The sequence below is a fragment of the Gordonia sp. 34D genome (assembly GCF_056682775.1).
On record NZ_CM155293.1, the window covers coordinates 757,211 to 773,953 of the forward strand.

Consider the following 16,743-nt stretch of genomic DNA (forward strand, 5'->3'; position numbering starts at 1 on the left):
GGCCAATGAATTGGGGTCTAGATGTCGCCGCTGCGCCAGACCCCTTGCTCACGCAGAACGGGATTGCCGAACCGGTCGACGGGATCGGCTTCGGCATAGATTTCGGTGGCGCGGTCGATCTGAGTGAGAAGGTCGTGGGCGAGGTCGATCTCGTTCTGGAAGTACTTTTGCGACCATTCCAGGCTCATCACGGTGTACGCCCAGGCTGGCTCGTTACTGGCCAACTTTCCGCGCCGAACAGTCTGATCGCGCAGGTCTTCCAAATTGGCGATGTGCGTACGAACGAGTTGCTTGAGGTGCTCGGGGTCGTTGAGATGGCCCATCCACAGTCGCAGCATGAGACCGTGCTTGAGGACGGGCTGTTCGACCGGTGCATCGCGAGACCAGTTGCGCGCCGCACGTGTTCCGGCTTCGGTGATTTGGTATACGCGCCGACCACGTTCGCCAGGCTCAGAAACGACCTCCGACGTGACGAAGCCGGCCTTCTCGAGCTTCTTCAACTCGGCATAGATCTGGCTCACCGAGGGGCTCCAGTAGAAGTAGCCGATGCTCCAGTCGGCCCACTTCTTCAAGTCGTAACCGGTGAGCCCTTCGCCCAGGGTGAGCATGCCGAGGACAGCCCAGCTGGTGGCGGGGAGTTGCGGATAGCTTTCCGCGCTGTCGGAGGCGGCCTCGGTTGCGGACATATCCGCAACATTAACAATCGTTCTGGTCGTGGACGGGCTTAACGCAGGGCGCGACGTCGGTCGAGTGTTGACCCGATGCCGGTGGCTGCAGCTCGGACGGCGTCAGCGTGTGCTTCGGGCCGGTAGCGAGCTAGTGGCCCGGTCACACTGATCGCGGCGACGACGGAGTTGTCACCGACGTCGAGGATGGGCGCTGCGACGCAGGCGATTCCGGGTGCCGACTCCTCGTATTCGAAGGCGACACCCTTCTCCCTGATCGCATGCAACTGTCGAGACAGGATGCCTGGGGCGACGATGGTGCGCGGTGTCCGGCGCTCGAGGGGGCCCGCGAGAACCTCGGCCTGCAAGCTCGGATCACTGTGGGCCAGAAGGGCTTTCCCGATTCCCGTGCAGTGCAGCGGCATACGACCGCCGGTGCGTGACGGAGCCGACGCCTGTCGATGACCACCGATTTTCGCGACGTACACCACCTCGTGGCCATCGATAACGCCAAGGTGGACGGTCTCATGGGTGCGGGCGTAGAGATCTTGAAGGAAAGGCATGGCGATCTCAAGCAGGCTCCGCTCCACCGACGCCAACATGCCGAGCTCAAAAAGGCCGCCGGACAGTCGGTAGCCGCCGTCGGTGCGATCGAGCAGTCGAACGCCGACAAGCTCACCGGCGAGACGATGCAGCGTCGCCTTGTGGAGTCCGGTTCGACGGACCAATTCGGCGAGCGTGAGTTCAGCGTCGTCAACGGTGAATGCGCGCAGAATTGTCACAACTTTGCCGACGACCGTATCCAGGTCGACGATCGCAGAATCCGAGGTCAACGGCGGTCGTGGAGGCGTGGCGCGGGACATGGGGCAAGTTTACGTGGGTTCGTCTCGCTCAGTGAGACGCCAGGCTTCTCACTTGAGAGTTGAGCGGTGAGCATAGTGAACATGACCGACAACTCTGATCGCGATGCCGCCGAAGCGCAGGCGGCCCAGCGGCTACTGACCGCGCTGCAGACCCGCGAGGCCTGCGCCCCGGTTCGTGAATTCATCGGACCCACTGACCTTCCGGCCGCCTACCGCGTCCAGGAACGACTCACCGCCGGCCGCGTCGCCGGGGGTGCCACGATCATCGGGCGCAAGATTGGCCTGACGTCCGAGGCCGTTCAGGAGCAGATGGGTGTCGACCAACCCGACTTCGGTGTGCTGTTCGACGATATGGCCTACGACAACGGTGAATTGGTTCCGATGGACCGTTTGCTACAGCCGAAAGCCGAAGCTGAGATCGCCTTTGTCTTGAAGGCCGATCTCGCTGACGGACCACTCGACGTCGCGCAGATCCGCGATGCCATCGACTACGGTGTCCCGGCCATCGAGGTGTGCGACAGCCGGATCAAGAACTGGGATATCGCATTTGCTGACACGGTCGCCGACAATGCGTCGTCCGGCGTGTACGTTCTCGGCACCGTCCACAAAACTCTCGACGAGTTCAACCCGGTCGAGACCGGCATGTCCATGCTGATCAACGGCGAGGAAGTGTCGACCGGAAACGGTGCGGCCTGCCTCGGTGATCCGCTCAACGCTGTGGCGTGGTTGGCGAAGGCCGCCCGCGACTTCGGCGAACCCCTGCGCGCAGGCCAGGTCATCCTGTCCGGTGCGCTCGGCCCCATGCGTCCTATCGAATCCGGTGACGAGGTTGTCGTTGAGATCTCGGGCCTCGGATCGGTGAATGCTCGTTTTAGTGAAGGGAACCCCCAATGAGTTCTACCGACTCAAATAAGACCAAGGTCGCCATCATCGGTTCGGGCAACATCGGTACCGATCTGATGATTAAGGTGATCCGCACGTCCAAGTACCTGGAAATGGGTGCGATGGTCGGCATCGACGCTGACTCCGACGGCTTGGCCCGTGCCAAGCGTCTCGGCGTCCCGACCACCCACGAGGGTGTCGAGGGCCTCGTCAAGCTGCCGAACTTCGACGAGATCGAGATCGTTTTCGACGCGACTTCGGCTGGCGCGCACAAGCACAATGCGTCGATCCTGGAACCGCTCGGCAAGCGCATGGTTGACCTGACGCCCGCCGCGATCGGCCCCTACGTGGTGCCCGCCGTCAACATTGACGATCACCTCGACGCCCAGAACGTGAACATGGTGACCTGCGGTGGCCAGGCCACCATCCCGATCGTCGCCGCTGTTTCCCGCGTGGCACCGGTCGCTTACGCCGAGATTGTCGCGTCGATCGCCTCCAAGTCGGCGGGTCCCGGCACCCGCGCCAACATCGACGAGTTCACCGAGACCACCTCGGAAGCCATCAAGCAGGTTGGCGGTGCCCGCAACGGCAAGGCCATCATCATCCTGAACCCGGCCGAGCCGCCGCTGATCATGCGCGACACCGTGTATGCGCTGGTCGACGCCCCCGACCTGGACACCCAGGATCAGATCCGCAATTCGGTCGAGAAGATGGTTGCCGATGTGTCGGCGTACGTCCCCGGCTACCGCCTGAAGCAGAAGGTGCAGATCAACGAGATCGCGCCCGACGCCACCGTCGGCACCCTGATGACCGAAGAGCCGGAATCGGCTCCGACGCACCAGGTTTCGGTGTTCCTCGAAGTGGAGGGCGCTGCCCACTACCTGCCCGCCTACGCAGGCAACCTCGACATCATGACCTCCGCGGGCCTGCAGTACGCCGAGCGGATCGCGGCGCTGAAGGCCAACAGCGCAGAAGAAGGAGCAACGGCATGAGCCACAAGATCTTCGTTCAGGACGTCACCCTGCGTGACGGCATGCACGCCCTCCGCCACCAGATCAGCACCGACGATGTGAAGCGCATCGTTTCGGCGCTCGACGAAGCTGGTGTTGACGCCATTGAGGTCGCACACGGTGACGGACTGGCAGGCGGTTCGGTCAACTACGGTCCCGGTTCCAACACCGACTGGGAGTGGATCGAAGCTGCGGCTAGCGTGCTGAAGAACGCTCGCCTCACCACGCTGCTTCTGCCGGGCGTCGGCACCGTCGAAGAGCTGAAGCACGCTTGGGACCTCGGTGTCCGCTCGGTCCGCATCGCCACGCACTGCACCGAGGCTGACGTCTCCGCACAGCACATCGCCGCTGCACGCGAAATTGGCATGGACGTGTCGGGCTTCCTGATGCTGTCGCACATGTCGACCCCGGAGAAGCTGGCCGAGCAGGCCAAGCTGATGGAATCGTACGGCGCCAACTGCGTCTACATCACCGACTCGGGCGGCCGCCTGACGATGAACGACGTCGTGGCCCGGGTGAAGGCGTACCGCGGTGCGCTGAAGCCGGAAACCGAGATCGGTATCCACGCTCACGAGAACCTGTCGCTGTCGGTTGCGAACTCGGTGGTCGCCGTGGAGAACGGCGTGTACCGCGTCGATGCTTCGCTCGCCGGTCACGGTGCCGGTGCAGGCAACTGCCCGATCGAGCCCTTCGTTGCGGTCGCGAACCTGTCGGGCTTCGAGCACCGCTGCGACCTCAACAAGCTGGAAGATGCCGCTGACGACATCGTGCGCCCGCTGCAGGACCGTCCGGTCCGCGTGGACCGTGAGACCCTCACCCTGGGCTACGCCGGTGTGTACTCGTCGTTCTTGCGTCACGCCGAGACCGCAGCTAAGCGCTACGACCTCGACGTCCGCGACATCCTGACCGAGTGCGGCGAGCGTCGCCTGGTTGGTGGCCAGGAAGACATGATTGTCGACATCGCCCTCAACCTCGTTGCCGAGCGCGACGGCGAGGAAGTCGCATAGCGACCAGTTATCTCAAGAGAAATGCGCTGGGACTCTACGAGTCTCAGCGCATTTCTCGTTGTGGACCTGCAGCCTATTGCGTCAGGTGATGGGGCCGGAAACCTAAGCGCGCACGTGCACTCGCACGTGGCGACCGGGGTCGGCGCTGGCGTGAAGGCGTTCGTCGTGCGTCGACGACACCAGTGGGAAACCGCCCTTCGCGAGCGCCTCGGCCAACGAATCGGCAACGCTGAAGTCGGAGACCGTAACGGCAATGTCGACGACGGGCGCCGCGGCTTGTCCCACCACCGAAGTCGGTCCCTCATGGACCACCGCCGACGCATTTCCGCCGACCAGTGCCCAAATGCGGTTCACGACGCGCTGCCCCAAAGCGGCCCACTCGGGGTCGTAGGAGACGACGTCTGTCGGCATTGGCGCCGCGGTCCCGGAAGCAACGTTGTCGCGGAACGGGATCAGGCGCTCGTCCCAAGCCGCGACGGCCTGTGCCGCCAACGCTTCCGGCGCCCCCGAGTTTTCAAGCCACAGATCGGCAACGGCGCGGCGCTGCTCGTCTGTTGCCTGCGCGGCGATGCGCGATCGCGCGTCGTCTACGTCCATGCCGCGTAGATTGACCAGGCGATCGAGTCGCACGTCGGCGTCGGTATGAACCACGGCCACCAGGTGATAGAACGGCGCCATATGGCCTTCCACCAGCAACGGAACGTCGTGCAAGATGATTGATCCCGTTGGGGCGGCGTCGGTCAGTTCTTGGGTGCGAGCACCGATCAGGGGATGAGTTATCGAGTTCAACAGCTTGCGACTGTCGTCGTCAGCGAAGGCCCGCGCTGCTAACGACGGGCGGTCAAGAGCGCCCGCTTCGTCGAGGATCTCTGGTCCGAATGCTTCCACAAGTTGGGCTAGACCAGGTGTCCCCGGTTCGACGACTTCCCGCGCAATTTTATCGGCATCGACGTGATAAGCGCCCCGCTCAATGAAGGTTTTCGCGACGGTCGATTTACCGGCTCCAATGCCGCCGGTCAGGCCCACTCTGATCACGACATCCAGTGTGTCAGACCTTGCGGCGCAGCCTGATCGGGGCACAGAACTTACGCGACACGAGCAGTCCCGACTCCTGCGTCGCAGGCCCCGGTGTCCGTTCTCGCATGATGCGTTGATTCCCGCACTATGTCAGACATAGTGCGGGAATCAACGCATCATGCGAGAACGCGGCCAGCGTTGCAGTTGTTGCAGGGAGGAGCTACTTCCAGGTGTAGTTGCCGAGGATTTCGGCGCAGAAGCCGATCTCGGCGTTCCCCTTTTCGATGTCGTAAGCGAGGACCTTCTGCTTGTCGGGGTCGGTGCAGTTCGGGACGTCCTTGGAATCGACGCGCTCGGTGACCTTAAAGGCGATCGTCGAAAAGCCGGAGGTTTCAGTGCAGGCGACGGTCTTCAAGTTCACACTCAGCGCAAGACTCGACTCGGAGTAGCACTCGCCAACCTGCAGGTTCGGAATCAGACAGAGGGCCCGATCGCTCGCGCCCGTTCCAGTCTCGGTGTACCAGTACTCGTAATCGGCGCCCTTGCATGCGTCTTCGCTCGACAGTTTGGCTCCGACAATGAACGAAAGTTTGGTGGTGTCCGAACAATCGATGGCCGCGGTCTCGACGTTGAGCACCGACTTCTCCGATTCCGAGATCGTGATGCACGAGCCGACGGGGCTCGTTTCGACCGACGTACCGCTGTTCTTGTTGCGAGTCACCATCGTGAAAAGCGTGGCAGCGACGAGGATAGCCAGGACTACCCCGATGATGATGGCAATGCGAGCGCCCTTGCCCATCCCGGACTTCGGCGGCGGTCCAGGAGGGAGTTGGCTGGCCATCGGGCTGCCGGGGAGCGGGCCGCCCGGTGCCGGGTAGCCACTCGGGATCTGCCCAAACGGGCCAGCGGGCGGCTGCTGACCGTAGTTTGGGTAAGGCCCCGCGGCGGGGTTCGGCTGACCCGCACCGGGCTGGAACGGATCGGGCTGGAACGGTGGGTTCGGTGGAACATTGCCGGAATGATTCGGCGGGGGCGTGGTCACAGGGGGGGACCTTCCTGAGGTCGCAGTAAGGAAAACTCTCAGGAATCCTGACACACGCGTCGCGGCCAATTGACCAGCGGGTCCGACAGTATGTTTCTGCTTCGTTGAGTGTCAGGTGCTTCGGCTAGCTGTCGTCTAACCAGGTGAGTGGTTCACCGACCTGTCCGTTGAGCCAGCGTTGGATGTTTCCACTGCTTGCGGCACAAATCATGGTGGTCGTAGCGATCCGGACCGCATCTTCGGCATCGGCGAGGCTGAGGAAACCGGCAGCGTGCGCGAGGAACAGTTCATCAATGTCGATGAGTTCCAACGCTTCACCCGGACGGTCGACGAGATCCAGGTACCAATCGACGGCATGCCACCGGCCGTCGGCGTCGGGGCCGGAGAACTCGCCGACATCGACGTACAGCCGTTGGCCATCGCGATAGCCATCGACGAAATGGAAGATGTTGGCGCGCAACCCGAGTGCAGGCAACAACCACGTCTCCAAATGATTGAAGCGGGGATGATCGGCGGTCCGCGACATGTACAACCCGTATTCGGTGACGCGATACTCAAGAACAGGCCGCACAAAGCCCTTGTTGTCGGTGTTCGTCATCGCGGGGACGTCAAAGATTTCCCGCTTGGGCGGGTGAAGATCGGCGGCCATACCGCAAGCTTGTCACACGGATTGGGCGTCGCTTGGCGGGTCGAGAAAGAAGTCATATACCTGGACCCTTGACGGCATAGGGCCCACCACCGAAGGCACTATGCCACAGCGCAGGCGCACTCCCTACGTTCGCTGGGTACTCAAAACCAGTGGTCCGAGAAACTCGCAGGCGGTCAGTGCCAGAGCCAGATCTAGTCGGTCAGTGTCGGGGCGGACCGCTGCCAGGGCTTTGTCGATCCGATACTTGACCGTGTTTCGATGCAGTTGGAGCTGTTCCGCGGTCCGCAAATGACTTTCGCCCGTGGCGAAGTACCGGTTCAGGGTTTCGCGGAGCGGGCTGGCGCCGGGTGTGTCGACGGCGAGTTCCCGGAGCACCTCGTGAACCCAAACTCGGGTGACGTCAACATCTTTCGCCAGCATCGACGCCACGGCGATCCCGCGGTCGTCGTAGCTGACCACCGACGCGGTTGGGCTAGCGGGGATGCTTGCGACAGCGAATGCTGCCCGGGCCTGCTCGTGGCTGCGGCAGAAGCCCTCAACCCCGGAACCCACGAGACCAAAGGCCACCCGTACGCCTCCGGGTAGCGATACCTCACGCATGACGTCGGCCGGTGTGGAACCGCGCGGATGACGGGCCGACGGAATCCACACCCACAGTGAAGAACCGTCCATGGGCGCGATCAGCGGCGGACCGGCAGCACCGGTACGGTTCACCGCATCCCGGGCAATCCGATCAAGATCGGCCAGGCTCGCCCGAGTGTCATCAGTGAGCCACAAGATCATCGCCCGGTGATCGCGATCGAGTTGGTAGCCGGTCTCCCGCTCAAATCGGTGTGCACTGGAAGAGGGTGCCGCCAGCAAATTGTGGACCGTCGACGACAGTGCTGACCCCTGCGCGCCGATCCATCGAGCGCGTTCCTCCTCGTATGCGGCAAACACTTCTGCGGTCACCGAATCGATATACCGGTAGAGGACCGCCGAAACCTCGGCGGTGAGTGCGACGGTCTCGGGTGTCGCGAGACCCTGCTCGCCGATGATCTCGTAGCAGCGTCGAAGTGCCACGTTCTGACCCATGTGATAGGCCCTGACAAGCGCATTCGATGGGATTCCGCGCTGCGCCAGGCGCAGTGCATATTCGACCGCCGCAGTCGGCGGCTGCAGATGTGCGAGCGGGATGTCGTTGGCGAGCACGTCGACGATATTCGTCACATTGGCGTTCACGCTCGCCTCCAACATCGCGACCAGCACAGGGTCGCTGTCGAGCGGCTCAATACCGCGCATTAGTGCCGCGGTGACATCGTCGGACAACTGCTGTTGCGTGGTTCGCAACTGGCGTCCGACCGTTGCCACCCGCTCCGACAGGGCATCGGTCATCGGCGGTCCCGCCTCAACGCCGACTGCGCCGCATTGAATCCGCACAGTCCGTGGATGCCGGGCCCCGGCGGTGCGGACTGCGAGCAAAGGTACACGCCGTTGACCCCGGTGGCATACGGATCGATTGCGGTACGAGGGCGAAAGAGCAACTGCAGGCCGTCGTTGGCGCCGCCCATGATGTCGCCCGCAGCATAGTTCAGGTTGTACTCGGCCATCTGCGGCACCGTGGTCGTCTTCATTTCGACGATGGTGTCGCGGAAGCCTGGTGCAAACCGTTCAATCTGCGCGATCACCGCTTCGGTCGCGTCTCCTGTATACCCGGCCGGGACATGGGCATACGACCAGATCGGATTGATTCCACCGGAACTGCGTGACGGGTCAGCGACGTACTGCTGGCCGACCAGGACGAACGGTTTGTCCGCCATTACCCCGCGAGCGCGGAGATTCTCGGTATGCCGGATCTCGTCGAAGGTGCCGCCCAAATGTACGGTGCCAGCCTTCGCGCAGTCCGGATCACGCCACGGGATATCGCCGCGAATGGCGAAGTCGACCTTAAATGCCGCCGATCCCACTCGGTACTTCTGGTATGCGCGACGGATGCGTGACGGCATGAGGTCGCCGTAGAGGTGCTCGGCTTGAGCGGGAGACAGATCGAGCATGACGATGTCGGCATCGGGGATCTGACTGCGTGAGGTGATCGGGACGCCCGTCTCGATGCGCCCGCCGTGGGCAATCAGTGCGGTGGCAACAGCGCCGGTGATGGCTCCGGAACCGCCTTCGGCAACCGGCCACCCGTATCGGTGACCGCTTGCGGCGATCATTAGTCCGAGCGACGCGGTGAGCGGCTTATCGAATGATGTGTACACGTGCGCCGCGATTCCGCCGTATAGGGCGCGGCCAGCGTCAGTGCGAAAAGCCTTGGCCATCAAGCTGACCGGCAGCAATGCGCGGGGTCCGAAGGCTGCGAGCTTTATCGGGTGCGCCGGCAAATTGACGATGGGGCGCAAAAGGTCGTGGCCCAAGTCGTCGAAGTTGCGGGCAATGTCGCCGAATGCCGCGCGCCAGCGACGACCGTCGACTCCCAAACCGGCGACCGTCTCATCAATCGACTGGTACAACAGTGCGGTTTCACCGGAGTCGAGCGGATGAGCGCAGTCGATCTCCGGCCAGCGCCAGGTCAACCCGTACTGTGCTAGGTCGACGTCGCTCCAGAACGGTGAACCGACGCCCATCGGATGGAATGCCGAGCACAAGTCGTGCACCACACCCGGAACTAACAGTTCGGCGGAACGGGCCCCGCCACCGACGACGTCGGCGGCTTCCAGAACCTGAACATCAACACCGTTGCGGGCGAGATGGAGGCCAGCGGCGAGCCCGTTGGGCCCGCCACCGACGATGACGGCCGTCGTCATCCGGCGCTCCCGACTGACTCCTGGGGATCGGTGGAGATACGCTTCTTCGGCTGGGCTGCACGGGAATTGCTCACAGGGCCAGCCTGGTCCACCGAGGTGTAGGCGTCAATGCCCGTCTCGGAGCCACCGAATTCGCGACGCCACGTCACATGGACTGGAATCGGTCCGTTCGGTAGCCACGGCTGCTCTTCCACCGCGTCGAACACCCGCCACGTGCCGCGTTCCACCACGCCGAGTGCGGCATCGAGAACCAGATACTCTTGTGTGGCCTTGTGGATGGGCTGCGACTCGACCCATACGACGGTGAACTCGCCCGGCGCAAAATTGCAGCGACGCTGCAGTGCAGCGATCATCTTCGGGTTGTGGAGGTGGCCATCACCGAAGTTAAACGCGATGAGTGAGTTACAGGAGAACTCGGCCTCGCGCAGCGTGTAGGAGTTCAACCGGTCGTCACCAAGGTGACGCTGCATCACCGAGAACAAGCCGCGTCCCTGACTGTGCATGGACCGCCATGCCAGCATCTGATGCATGACGACGTTCGCGACCTCTTCGGGGAAGTTCGCCATCAGCTGAGTCTTCGTGTTCAGCGAAGCGCGAACCACATGCTGGTTGAGCTTCTCCTCGGCACCGGGAGCAAAGGCCCAAGTGGCAGACGCCCAGTTGCCCGCATACTGACGCATCGACGGCAGGAATGAGACCAGATCGGGTCGCAGATTGCCGAGAACTGGAAAGAACAGCAATGCGGCGACGATCAGCACCATCAACCACGGATGAGTCGTGTCGGTGACGGCATATCCGTCCCAGGCGGGGAAACCGAGGAATAGGAACACTGCGGCGTAGGCGAACAGGATATTCCACTCCAACGGCACGGCGAGGGGGAAGGTCGAGAAGATGAACAGGTGGAAGCACACCATCAAGATCACGGCCAGTACCGTCAGCGTTTTGTTGGTCGAGAACAACAGGATTAGCGGTGTCACGACCTCAACGAGGGTGCCGAGTGCATGGCCGAGGAAGCTAGCGGTCTTTGATGGGCGCATGTCGTTCGGGAACGACCGGTAGTTGAGTCGTTTGGCCCATTTGGATGCCAGCCACGGAGTATTCGAGATCATTGGCGCGATCACCATTGTGAAGTGCCTGCCGAGCTTGGAGATACCAGCACCAACCCACACGATGACGATCATGAGCTTCAATGCCAGGATCATGTCGAGGAACGGCAGGAACGTGAAGAAGACGATGGCTGGGAGATACTGTTCCGAGCGGGCTGCTAGGAACGGGACTTTGTCGCGTAAGCCTAGGACCAGCATCAGCGCCAGGAATGAGTACAGCACCGCGGGGTTTACCAGGCCGTGGTTGTTGGGGACCAAGGCGTCCAGGGACGCGGTGTGAACCGTCGGCGCAAACAGTGCGACGACGAGGTTGATGAGCACCGCGGCGTACAGGCCGACGTCGAACAGGGTGCGGGAATCGCCCCTGGTGAACGGCACTTGATCGGGCCACGGTGGCAGGCGAATGGTCTTCGGTCGGAGCCAGAAGAGGGCACCGCCGGTCATCGGCTTGAAGTGGCCGGCGAGTGGGCCCCACGAACCGCCGACGCCGACGATCTCAATGAGGAGGGTCCAGAGGACCAGCTTTTGATAGATCACCGGCTGGTTCCACCACGCGGAGACGTCGAAGACGCCGTAACCGGTGGTCAGGGTGGCGATGGTGACCCCCACACCGATGTACAAGACCAGCACTTTGAGCAGGTAGATGATGTGCACCATCTTCTGCGTGCCAAAGCCGTACTCGGCCCAGTGCGCGCCGAGGACGCGCATGCGGTCCAAGAAGGGTTGTTGAGTGAAGGTTGCTGGGTCGACCGGCGGAAAGTCCGGTTGTGTCAGTCCCATGATGAGAGTCCGATCTTTGGGTGGCAGTGCCTGGAGGCCGTGCCTGTTTTTGGGATGGGGGTACCCACACAGATAGGTCGCGTTGTGCGGTGGGTTTCAGCGTTGACGAATCGGCCGGTTAGCCGGTTACACGACCGCGACGGAGGGCGGGTTTGTCAATTTTTCCGACGGGGTTGCGGGGGAGACCGTCAAGGATGTGGACGGCCTGCGGCAGTTTCACTTTGGCGAGTCGAGTCCGGAGGTGTTCGGTGAGTTCGGTTTCGTCGGCAGTGGCACCGGGGTGCCGGACCACATAGGCGACGGGCACCTCACCGTAGAGTTCGTCGGGGGCTCCGACGACTGCACACTCGAGGACGGCGGGATGGCTGGCGAGTGCGCTCTCGATTTCCTTGGGGTAAATATTCTCGCCACCGCGGATGATCATGTCCTTGATGCGGTCGACGAGCGTGAGGTAACCGTCAGCGTCGAGTTGTCCCACGTCGCCGGTGTGGAGTTGACCGTCGACGATGGTTTTCGTGGTTTCGTCGTCCCGCCCCAGGTAACCGAGCATTACGGTGGGGCCACCGATAACGACTTCGCCGGGTTCGCCGGGTGGAAGTTCTCGACCGTCAGCGCCGACGATGGTGATGGTTTGGCCGGGGAGGGCTGGTCCGACCGTCCCGATCTTTCGTTCGCCACGCAGGGGATTGCACGCCGAGGCGCAGGTGCCCTCGGTGAGGCCGTAGCCCTCGAGAATAGGAAACGGGAAGCGCTGCTGGGCGAGCGTCAGCAGCTCGCGCGAGATGGGTGCGGCACCGCAAATGGCCGCTCGTAGCGACGAGAGGTCGGCGCCTTCGGCGAGGGGCGAGGAGACCAAGAGGGCGTAGATCGTGGGGACGCCCGAGAAATAGGTCGGATGGAGGTTTGCGACGTCGTCGAAGAAGCGACTCACCGAGAACTTGCCGGTGACGCTGACCTGACCGCCCGCGATGAACGGTGCCAGCACACTGATGCAGATCGCATTGACGTGGAATAGCGGCAGGATGAGAAGGGCATGATCGTCCGGTGTGAGTTCCAACGCCTCGACCATCGACGAGGCCATGAACCGCAGGTCGTCGTGGGTCAGTTGGACGCCTTTGGGGCGACCGGTGGATCCGGACGTATAGACCAACAATGCGACGTCGGCGCCTGCGGGACCGGTTGCCCCGGCCCACGTTTCAGAAGGTTCAGCAGCAAGTTCAGATACATCGATCACGGTGTGACCGGATGGTAGGTGATCGGTGCCGAGTTGGCGGTCGGCCACAATGACCCGTGCTTCTGCATCGGCGAACTGGTAGCCAGCCTCGTCGTCGGTGAATGCGGGGTTCACCGGTGTCGCGATGGCGCCGAGTCGCCAAGCCGCTGCCATCACCAGAATGAGTTCCGCGCGGTTGGGCAAGAATGTTGCGACGACATTGCCCGGTGCAATCCCCGCCGCAGCCAATTGCTCAGCGCAAGCCTCTACCCGGACCGCGAACTCGGCATACGAGTAAGAACTCGCGTCGTCGCGGATACAGGGCGCATTCCCTCGGTCGGCGTTATCCCATGGGAAGTACGACGGGTTAGTGGGCACTGAATCACCTTTCCTAGTGGCTGTGAGTTACAACACTAGGAGGGGCTTCAGCGGGCGGCTACGGCCCGCGGAACCAGACTTCCCGACCGCCGCTGTGCTCCGAGCACAATGTGTGGGTCCGTAACCGAGCGCGGCAACGCCGGGCTAGCCGCGCACGATCGAGTCGCCGTCGACCCGAACGGGCACTTTTTTCAGAGGCTTTTCGGCGGGCCCGGCCTCGACCGTTCCGTTGAGACGGAACTTGCTTCCGTGGCATGGGCATTCGATGAGCCCGTTGCGAACGCCCGACAGGGCACACCCGGCATGTGTGCACGTTGCGGTAAAGCCCTCGAATGTGCCCGCGACCGGCTGCGTGATGACCACACCGTCGGCAATCCCGCCGCCGCCGACAGGAATATCGGCGGTCGCTGCGAGCGCTCCCTTCGGTGCATTCGACGGTGGCGAAAGCGCAGGTGCGGGCGGTGCGGTGGTGCCACACGCGGTCGCGGTGGCACCCACGACCGCCGCGCCGACGACGACGCCCGCGCCAGCGACAAATGTGCGGCGGGAGACCGGCTTGGCCGATTTCGATGCCGACGATGCAGCAATTTCAGAGTGGGAAGTCATGCGCGTAGCCCTTCGGGGGAGTCAGGCAAGCGGTGGTGCCGCTTGGGTCGGGGTTGAATCTCCATCATGACCGTAGAACGCCTTGTGCGTCAGACCCCTAAGATGGTTCCGGCGGCGTCGACCTGAAATGCCGGATTGAACACGAAATCCCACCGGAACCCGTCGGGGTCGGCAATACAGGCACTGGTGCCACCCCAGACCTGTTTGGTTGGCGGATTAACTGCGGTCGCACCGGCGGCAAGTGCTTCCTCGAACATGCGCGACACCGTTTCAGGGTCGGCAACGTTGTGGCCCAGCGACATCGGTGGTGCCAGCTCGCCGTGGCCGACGGCCCCGTACTCGCTAGGCATGGAAACGACATTCCACAGTGCCAGCATGAGTCCGTGCCCAGCCTGAACGAAGGTGATCTCGTCTGCCACCGAACTGATCACACGAAAACCCAGGCCATTGGCATAGAAATCAGTAGAAGCGGCGACGTCGCGGACCCCGAGAGTGATCGCGGTGATGGGAAGATGGTCGGTCATGGATAAAGGCTAACCGCGACTGTCGTACCCCGCAGCTACCCTGGGGGCATGGCATTTCCAGCGGAGAAACCGGTGATCGCGCACTCGGAGTTCCGGCCGATCGGAGAGATCGAACGCACCGAGGCCAAGTTCGAGGTCGTCAGCGAATACACCCCTGCCGGCGACCAACCGACAGCGATCGCCGATCTTGAGAAGCGACTCGGCCGCGGCGAACGCGACATCGTGCTCCTCGGTGCCACGGGTACCGGCAAGTCGGCAACGACCGCGTGGCTGATCGAAAAGGTCCAGCGCCCCACCCTCGTGATGGCACCCAACAAAACTCTCGCGGCGCAGCTCGCCAACGAACTTCGGGAAATGCTGCCGCACAACGCCGTCGAATACTTCGTGTCGTACTACGACTACTACCAACCCGAGGCGTACATCGCGCAGACCGATACCTACATCGAGAAAGACAGCTCCGTCAACGACGACGTTGAACGACTGCGGCACTCGGCGACCTCAAGCCTCCTCTCGCGCCGCGACGTCGTGGTGGTGGCTTCGGTTTCGTGCATCTACGGTCTGGGTACGCCGCAGTCGTACATGGACCGGTCCGTTGAACTGTCCGTCGGGGAAACCATCGACCGTGACGCGCTGCTGCGACTGCTTGTCGACGTGCAATACACCCGCAACGACATGGCCTTCACCCGCGGGAGCTTCCGCGTCCGAGGGGACACCGTCGAGATCATCCCGTCGTACGAAGAACTCGCCGTCCGCATCGAGTTCTTCGGCGACGAAGTTGACGCACTCTATTACCTGCATCCATTGACCGGCGACGTGGTCCGCAAGGTCGACACCCTGCGTATCTTCCCGGCCACCCACTACGTGGCAGGGCCCGAACGCATGGCCAAAGCGATGGAAGGGATCGAGAAAGAACTCGAAGAACGCCTCGCCGATCTGGAAGCCAAAGGAAAGCTCCTCGAAGCGCAGCGCCTGCGGATGCGCACCTCGTACGACCTTGAAATGATGCGGCAGGTTGGCTTCTGTTCCGGCATCGAGAACTACTCGCGACACATCGACGGTCGTGGCCCCGGTACCGCGCCGGCCACCCTGCTCGACTATTTCCCGGACGACTTCCTCCTCGTCATCGACGAATCGCATGTCACTGTCCCGCAAATTGGTGCCATGTACGAAGGCGACATGTCGCGCAAGCGTAACCTCGTCGAGTTCGGGTTCCGACTACCGTCCGCCGTCGATAACCGCCCCCTGACCTGGGACGAGTTCGTCGACCGCGTCGGCCAGACCATCTACCTATCGGCGACGCCGGGTAAGTACGAGCTCGGTCAATCCGGCGGCGAATTTGTCGAGCAGGTCATCCGACCGACAGGTCTCCTGGACCCGAAGATTGTCGTCAAACCTACCAAAGGGCAGATTGACGATCTCATTCACGAAATCCGGGAACGCACCGAACGAGACGAGCGCGTCCTCGTGACGACGTTGACGAAGAAGATGTCCGAAGATCTCACCGACTATCTGCTCGAATTGGGGATCCGGGTGCGGTACCTGCATTCGGAAGTCGACACCCTCCGCCGCGTAGAACTGCTGCGGCAATTGCGGTCGGGCGAATACGACGTCCTCGTGGGCATCAACCTGCTGCGCGAAGGACTCGACCTGCCGGAAGTTTCGTTGGTCGCCATTCTTGACGCCGACAAGGAAGGCTTCCTCCGAAGCACCACCTCGTTGATCCAGACAATTGGGCGCGCCGCCCGAAACGTTTCCGGTGAAGTGCACATGTATGCCGACAAGATCACTGACTCGATGGCCAATGCAATTGAGGAAACCGATCGACGACGCGCCAAACAGATCGCCTACAACGAGAAGATGGGCGTCGATCCACAGCCGCTGCGGAAAAAGATCGCCGACATTCTCGACCAGGTCTATGCCGAAGCCGATGACACTGTCGAGATTGGCGGGTCGGGCCGCAATGCCAGTCGCGGACGTCGTGCGCAGGGCGAAGTGTCAAAGGTCGCATCATCGGGGGTTATCGAGAACCGCGACACATCGGGCATGCCCCGTGCCGAATTGGCTGACCTCGTTCAACGGTTGACCGACCAGATGATGAATGCGGCCCGTGATCTGCAGTTTGAACTCGCCGGTCGACTACGCGACGAGATCGCCGATCTGAAGAAGGAATTGCGAGGGATGGACGCCGCAGGTATCAAGTAGCGTCGCCCCGCGC

15 protein-coding genes are annotated in these 16,743 nt (G+C 62.5%); 4 read left to right on the plus strand and 11 right to left on the minus strand.

Annotation, left to right across the window (positions count from 1 at the left end):
* Positions 1-17 precede the first annotated feature (17 nt).
* Both AC1L34_RS03500 and AC1L34_RS03505 read right to left on the minus strand, forming a co-directional pair.
* Positions 18-686 carry a PadR family transcriptional regulator gene (locus AC1L34_RS03500; RefSeq protein ID WP_424322313.1) on the minus strand — a complete coding sequence of 223 codons (669 nt, stop codon included), beginning with the start codon at positions 684-686 and terminating at the stop codon, positions 18-20.
* Between the two features lie 38 nt (positions 687-724).
* Complete coding sequence (locus AC1L34_RS03505) at positions 725-1,528, minus strand: IclR family transcriptional regulator (protein WP_424294247.1); 804 nt, start codon at positions 1,526-1,528, stop codon at positions 725-727.
* Positions 1,529-1,609: 81 nt separating this feature from the next.
* Between AC1L34_RS03505 and AC1L34_RS03510 the strand changes: the two genes are divergently transcribed.
* From AC1L34_RS03510 to dmpG, 3 genes are read left to right on the plus strand one after another with little or no spacing between them, the layout of a single operon-like run.
* Positions 1,610-2,422, plus strand: coding sequence for a 2-keto-4-pentenoate hydratase (locus tag AC1L34_RS03510; RefSeq protein ID WP_424294248.1), 813 nt, complete (start codon positions 1,610-1,612; stop codon positions 2,420-2,422).
* Positions 2,419-3,402 carry an acetaldehyde dehydrogenase (acetylating) gene (locus AC1L34_RS03515; protein WP_480035104.1) on the plus strand — a complete coding sequence of 328 codons (984 nt, stop codon included), beginning with the start codon at positions 2,419-2,421 and terminating at the stop codon, positions 3,400-3,402. Before AC1L34_RS03510 ends, AC1L34_RS03515 begins: the two co-directional genes overlap by 4 nt.
* Positions 3,399-4,427, plus strand: a complete 1,029-nt coding sequence (dmpG, locus tag AC1L34_RS03520; RefSeq protein WP_424294250.1) for a 4-hydroxy-2-oxovalerate aldolase — start codon at positions 3,399-3,401, stop codon at positions 4,425-4,427. The genes AC1L34_RS03515 and dmpG overlap by 4 nt, the downstream gene beginning before the upstream one ends.
* Before the next feature lie 102 nt (positions 4,428-4,529).
* Here dmpG and coaE read toward each other — a convergent pair whose 3' ends face one another.
* The 9 genes from coaE to AC1L34_RS03565 all read right to left on the minus strand — a co-directional run bounded on the left by coaE (position 4,530) and on the right by AC1L34_RS03565 (position 14,528).
* On the minus strand, positions 4,530-5,462 hold the full coding sequence (gene coaE, locus AC1L34_RS03525) for a dephospho-CoA kinase (protein ID WP_424322311.1): 933 nt from the start codon (positions 5,460-5,462) through the stop codon (positions 4,530-4,532).
* Between the two features lie 202 nt (positions 5,463-5,664).
* Complete coding sequence (locus tag AC1L34_RS03530) at positions 5,665-6,486, minus strand: LppU/SCO3897 family protein (RefSeq protein ID WP_424295231.1); 822 nt, start codon at positions 6,484-6,486, stop codon at positions 5,665-5,667.
* A 124-nt stretch (positions 6,487-6,610) separates the two neighbouring features.
* Positions 6,611-7,135: a ribonuclease FAU-1 family protein gene (locus AC1L34_RS03535; RefSeq protein WP_424324473.1), complete on the minus strand. Its 525-nt coding sequence runs from the start codon at positions 7,133-7,135 to the stop codon at positions 6,611-6,613.
* Between the two features lie 123 nt (positions 7,136-7,258).
* Positions 7,259-8,509, minus strand: a complete 1,251-nt coding sequence (locus AC1L34_RS03540) for a PucR family transcriptional regulator (RefSeq protein ID WP_424295229.1) — start codon at positions 8,507-8,509, stop codon at positions 7,259-7,261.
* Complete coding sequence (locus tag AC1L34_RS03545) at positions 8,506-9,921, minus strand: phytoene desaturase family protein (protein WP_424295227.1); 1,416 nt, start codon at positions 9,919-9,921, stop codon at positions 8,506-8,508. The genes AC1L34_RS03540 and AC1L34_RS03545 overlap by 4 nt, the downstream gene beginning before the upstream one ends.
* Positions 9,918-11,807, minus strand: a complete 1,890-nt coding sequence (locus tag AC1L34_RS03550; protein ID WP_424295225.1) for a DUF3556 domain-containing protein — start codon at positions 11,805-11,807, stop codon at positions 9,918-9,920. Before AC1L34_RS03550 ends, AC1L34_RS03545 begins: the two co-directional genes overlap by 4 nt.
* Positions 11,808-11,925: 118 nt before the next feature.
* Entirely contained in the window at positions 11,926-13,398 is a 1,473-nt protein-coding gene (locus AC1L34_RS03555) for a class I adenylate-forming enzyme family protein (RefSeq protein ID WP_424325797.1), read from the minus strand.
* Positions 13,399-13,542: 144 nt separating this feature from the next.
* Positions 13,543-14,004, minus strand: coding sequence for a QcrA and Rieske domain-containing protein (locus AC1L34_RS03560; RefSeq protein WP_424295222.1), 462 nt, complete (start codon positions 14,002-14,004; stop codon positions 13,543-13,545).
* 89 nt (positions 14,005-14,093) lie between these two features.
* The gene (locus AC1L34_RS03565; protein ID WP_424295221.1) at positions 14,094-14,528 is read right to left on the minus strand and encodes a VOC family protein; all 435 of its coding nucleotides are present in this window, start codon (positions 14,526-14,528) and stop codon (positions 14,094-14,096) included.
* Between the two features lie 48 nt (positions 14,529-14,576).
* On the opposite strand from AC1L34_RS03565, the gene uvrB reads away from it, so the two are divergent.
* A complete protein-coding gene (gene uvrB, locus AC1L34_RS03570) occupies positions 14,577-16,730 on the plus strand; it encodes an excinuclease ABC subunit UvrB (protein ID WP_424295220.1) in 2,154 nt (717 codons plus the stop codon).
* Positions 16,731-16,743: the final 13 nt, after the last annotated feature.

Excerpts from the sequence above, each read along its gene's own strand:
- AC1L34_RS03510 (WP_424294248.1), top strand. The coding sequence starts at position 1,610 with ATGACCGACAACTCTGATCGCGATGCCGCCGAAGCGCAGGCGGCCCAG.
- AC1L34_RS03560 (WP_424295222.1), bottom strand. The coding sequence starts at position 14,004 with ATGACTTCCCACTCTGAAATTGCTGCATCGTCGGCATCGAAATCGGCC.
- AC1L34_RS03545 (WP_424295227.1), bottom strand. The coding sequence starts at position 9,921 with ATGACGACGGCCGTCATCGTCGGTGGCGGGCCCAACGGGCTCGCCGCT.
- AC1L34_RS03540 (WP_424295229.1), bottom strand. The coding sequence starts at position 8,509 with ATGACCGATGCCCTGTCGGAGCGGGTGGCAACGGTCGGACGCCAGTTG.
- dmpG (WP_424294250.1), top strand. The coding sequence starts at position 3,399 with ATGAGCCACAAGATCTTCGTTCAGGACGTCACCCTGCGTGACGGCATG.
- AC1L34_RS03550 (WP_424295225.1), bottom strand. The coding sequence starts at position 11,807 with ATGGGACTGACACAACCGGACTTTCCGCCGGTCGACCCAGCAACCTTC.
- AC1L34_RS03565 (WP_424295221.1), bottom strand. The coding sequence starts at position 14,528 with ATGACCGACCATCTTCCCATCACCGCGATCACTCTCGGGGTCCGCGAC.
- AC1L34_RS03515 (WP_480035104.1), top strand. The coding sequence starts at position 2,419 with ATGAGTTCTACCGACTCAAATAAGACCAAGGTCGCCATCATCGGTTCG.
- uvrB (WP_424295220.1), top strand. The coding sequence starts at position 14,577 with ATGGCATTTCCAGCGGAGAAACCGGTGATCGCGCACTCGGAGTTCCGG.
- AC1L34_RS03500 (WP_424322313.1), bottom strand. The coding sequence starts at position 686 with ATGTCCGCAACCGAGGCCGCCTCCGACAGCGCGGAAAGCTATCCGCAA.
- AC1L34_RS03535 (WP_424324473.1), bottom strand. The coding sequence starts at position 7,135 with ATGGCCGCCGATCTTCACCCGCCCAAGCGGGAAATCTTTGACGTCCCC.
- AC1L34_RS03505 (WP_424294247.1), bottom strand. The coding sequence starts at position 1,528 with ATGTCCCGCGCCACGCCTCCACGACCGCCGTTGACCTCGGATTCTGCG.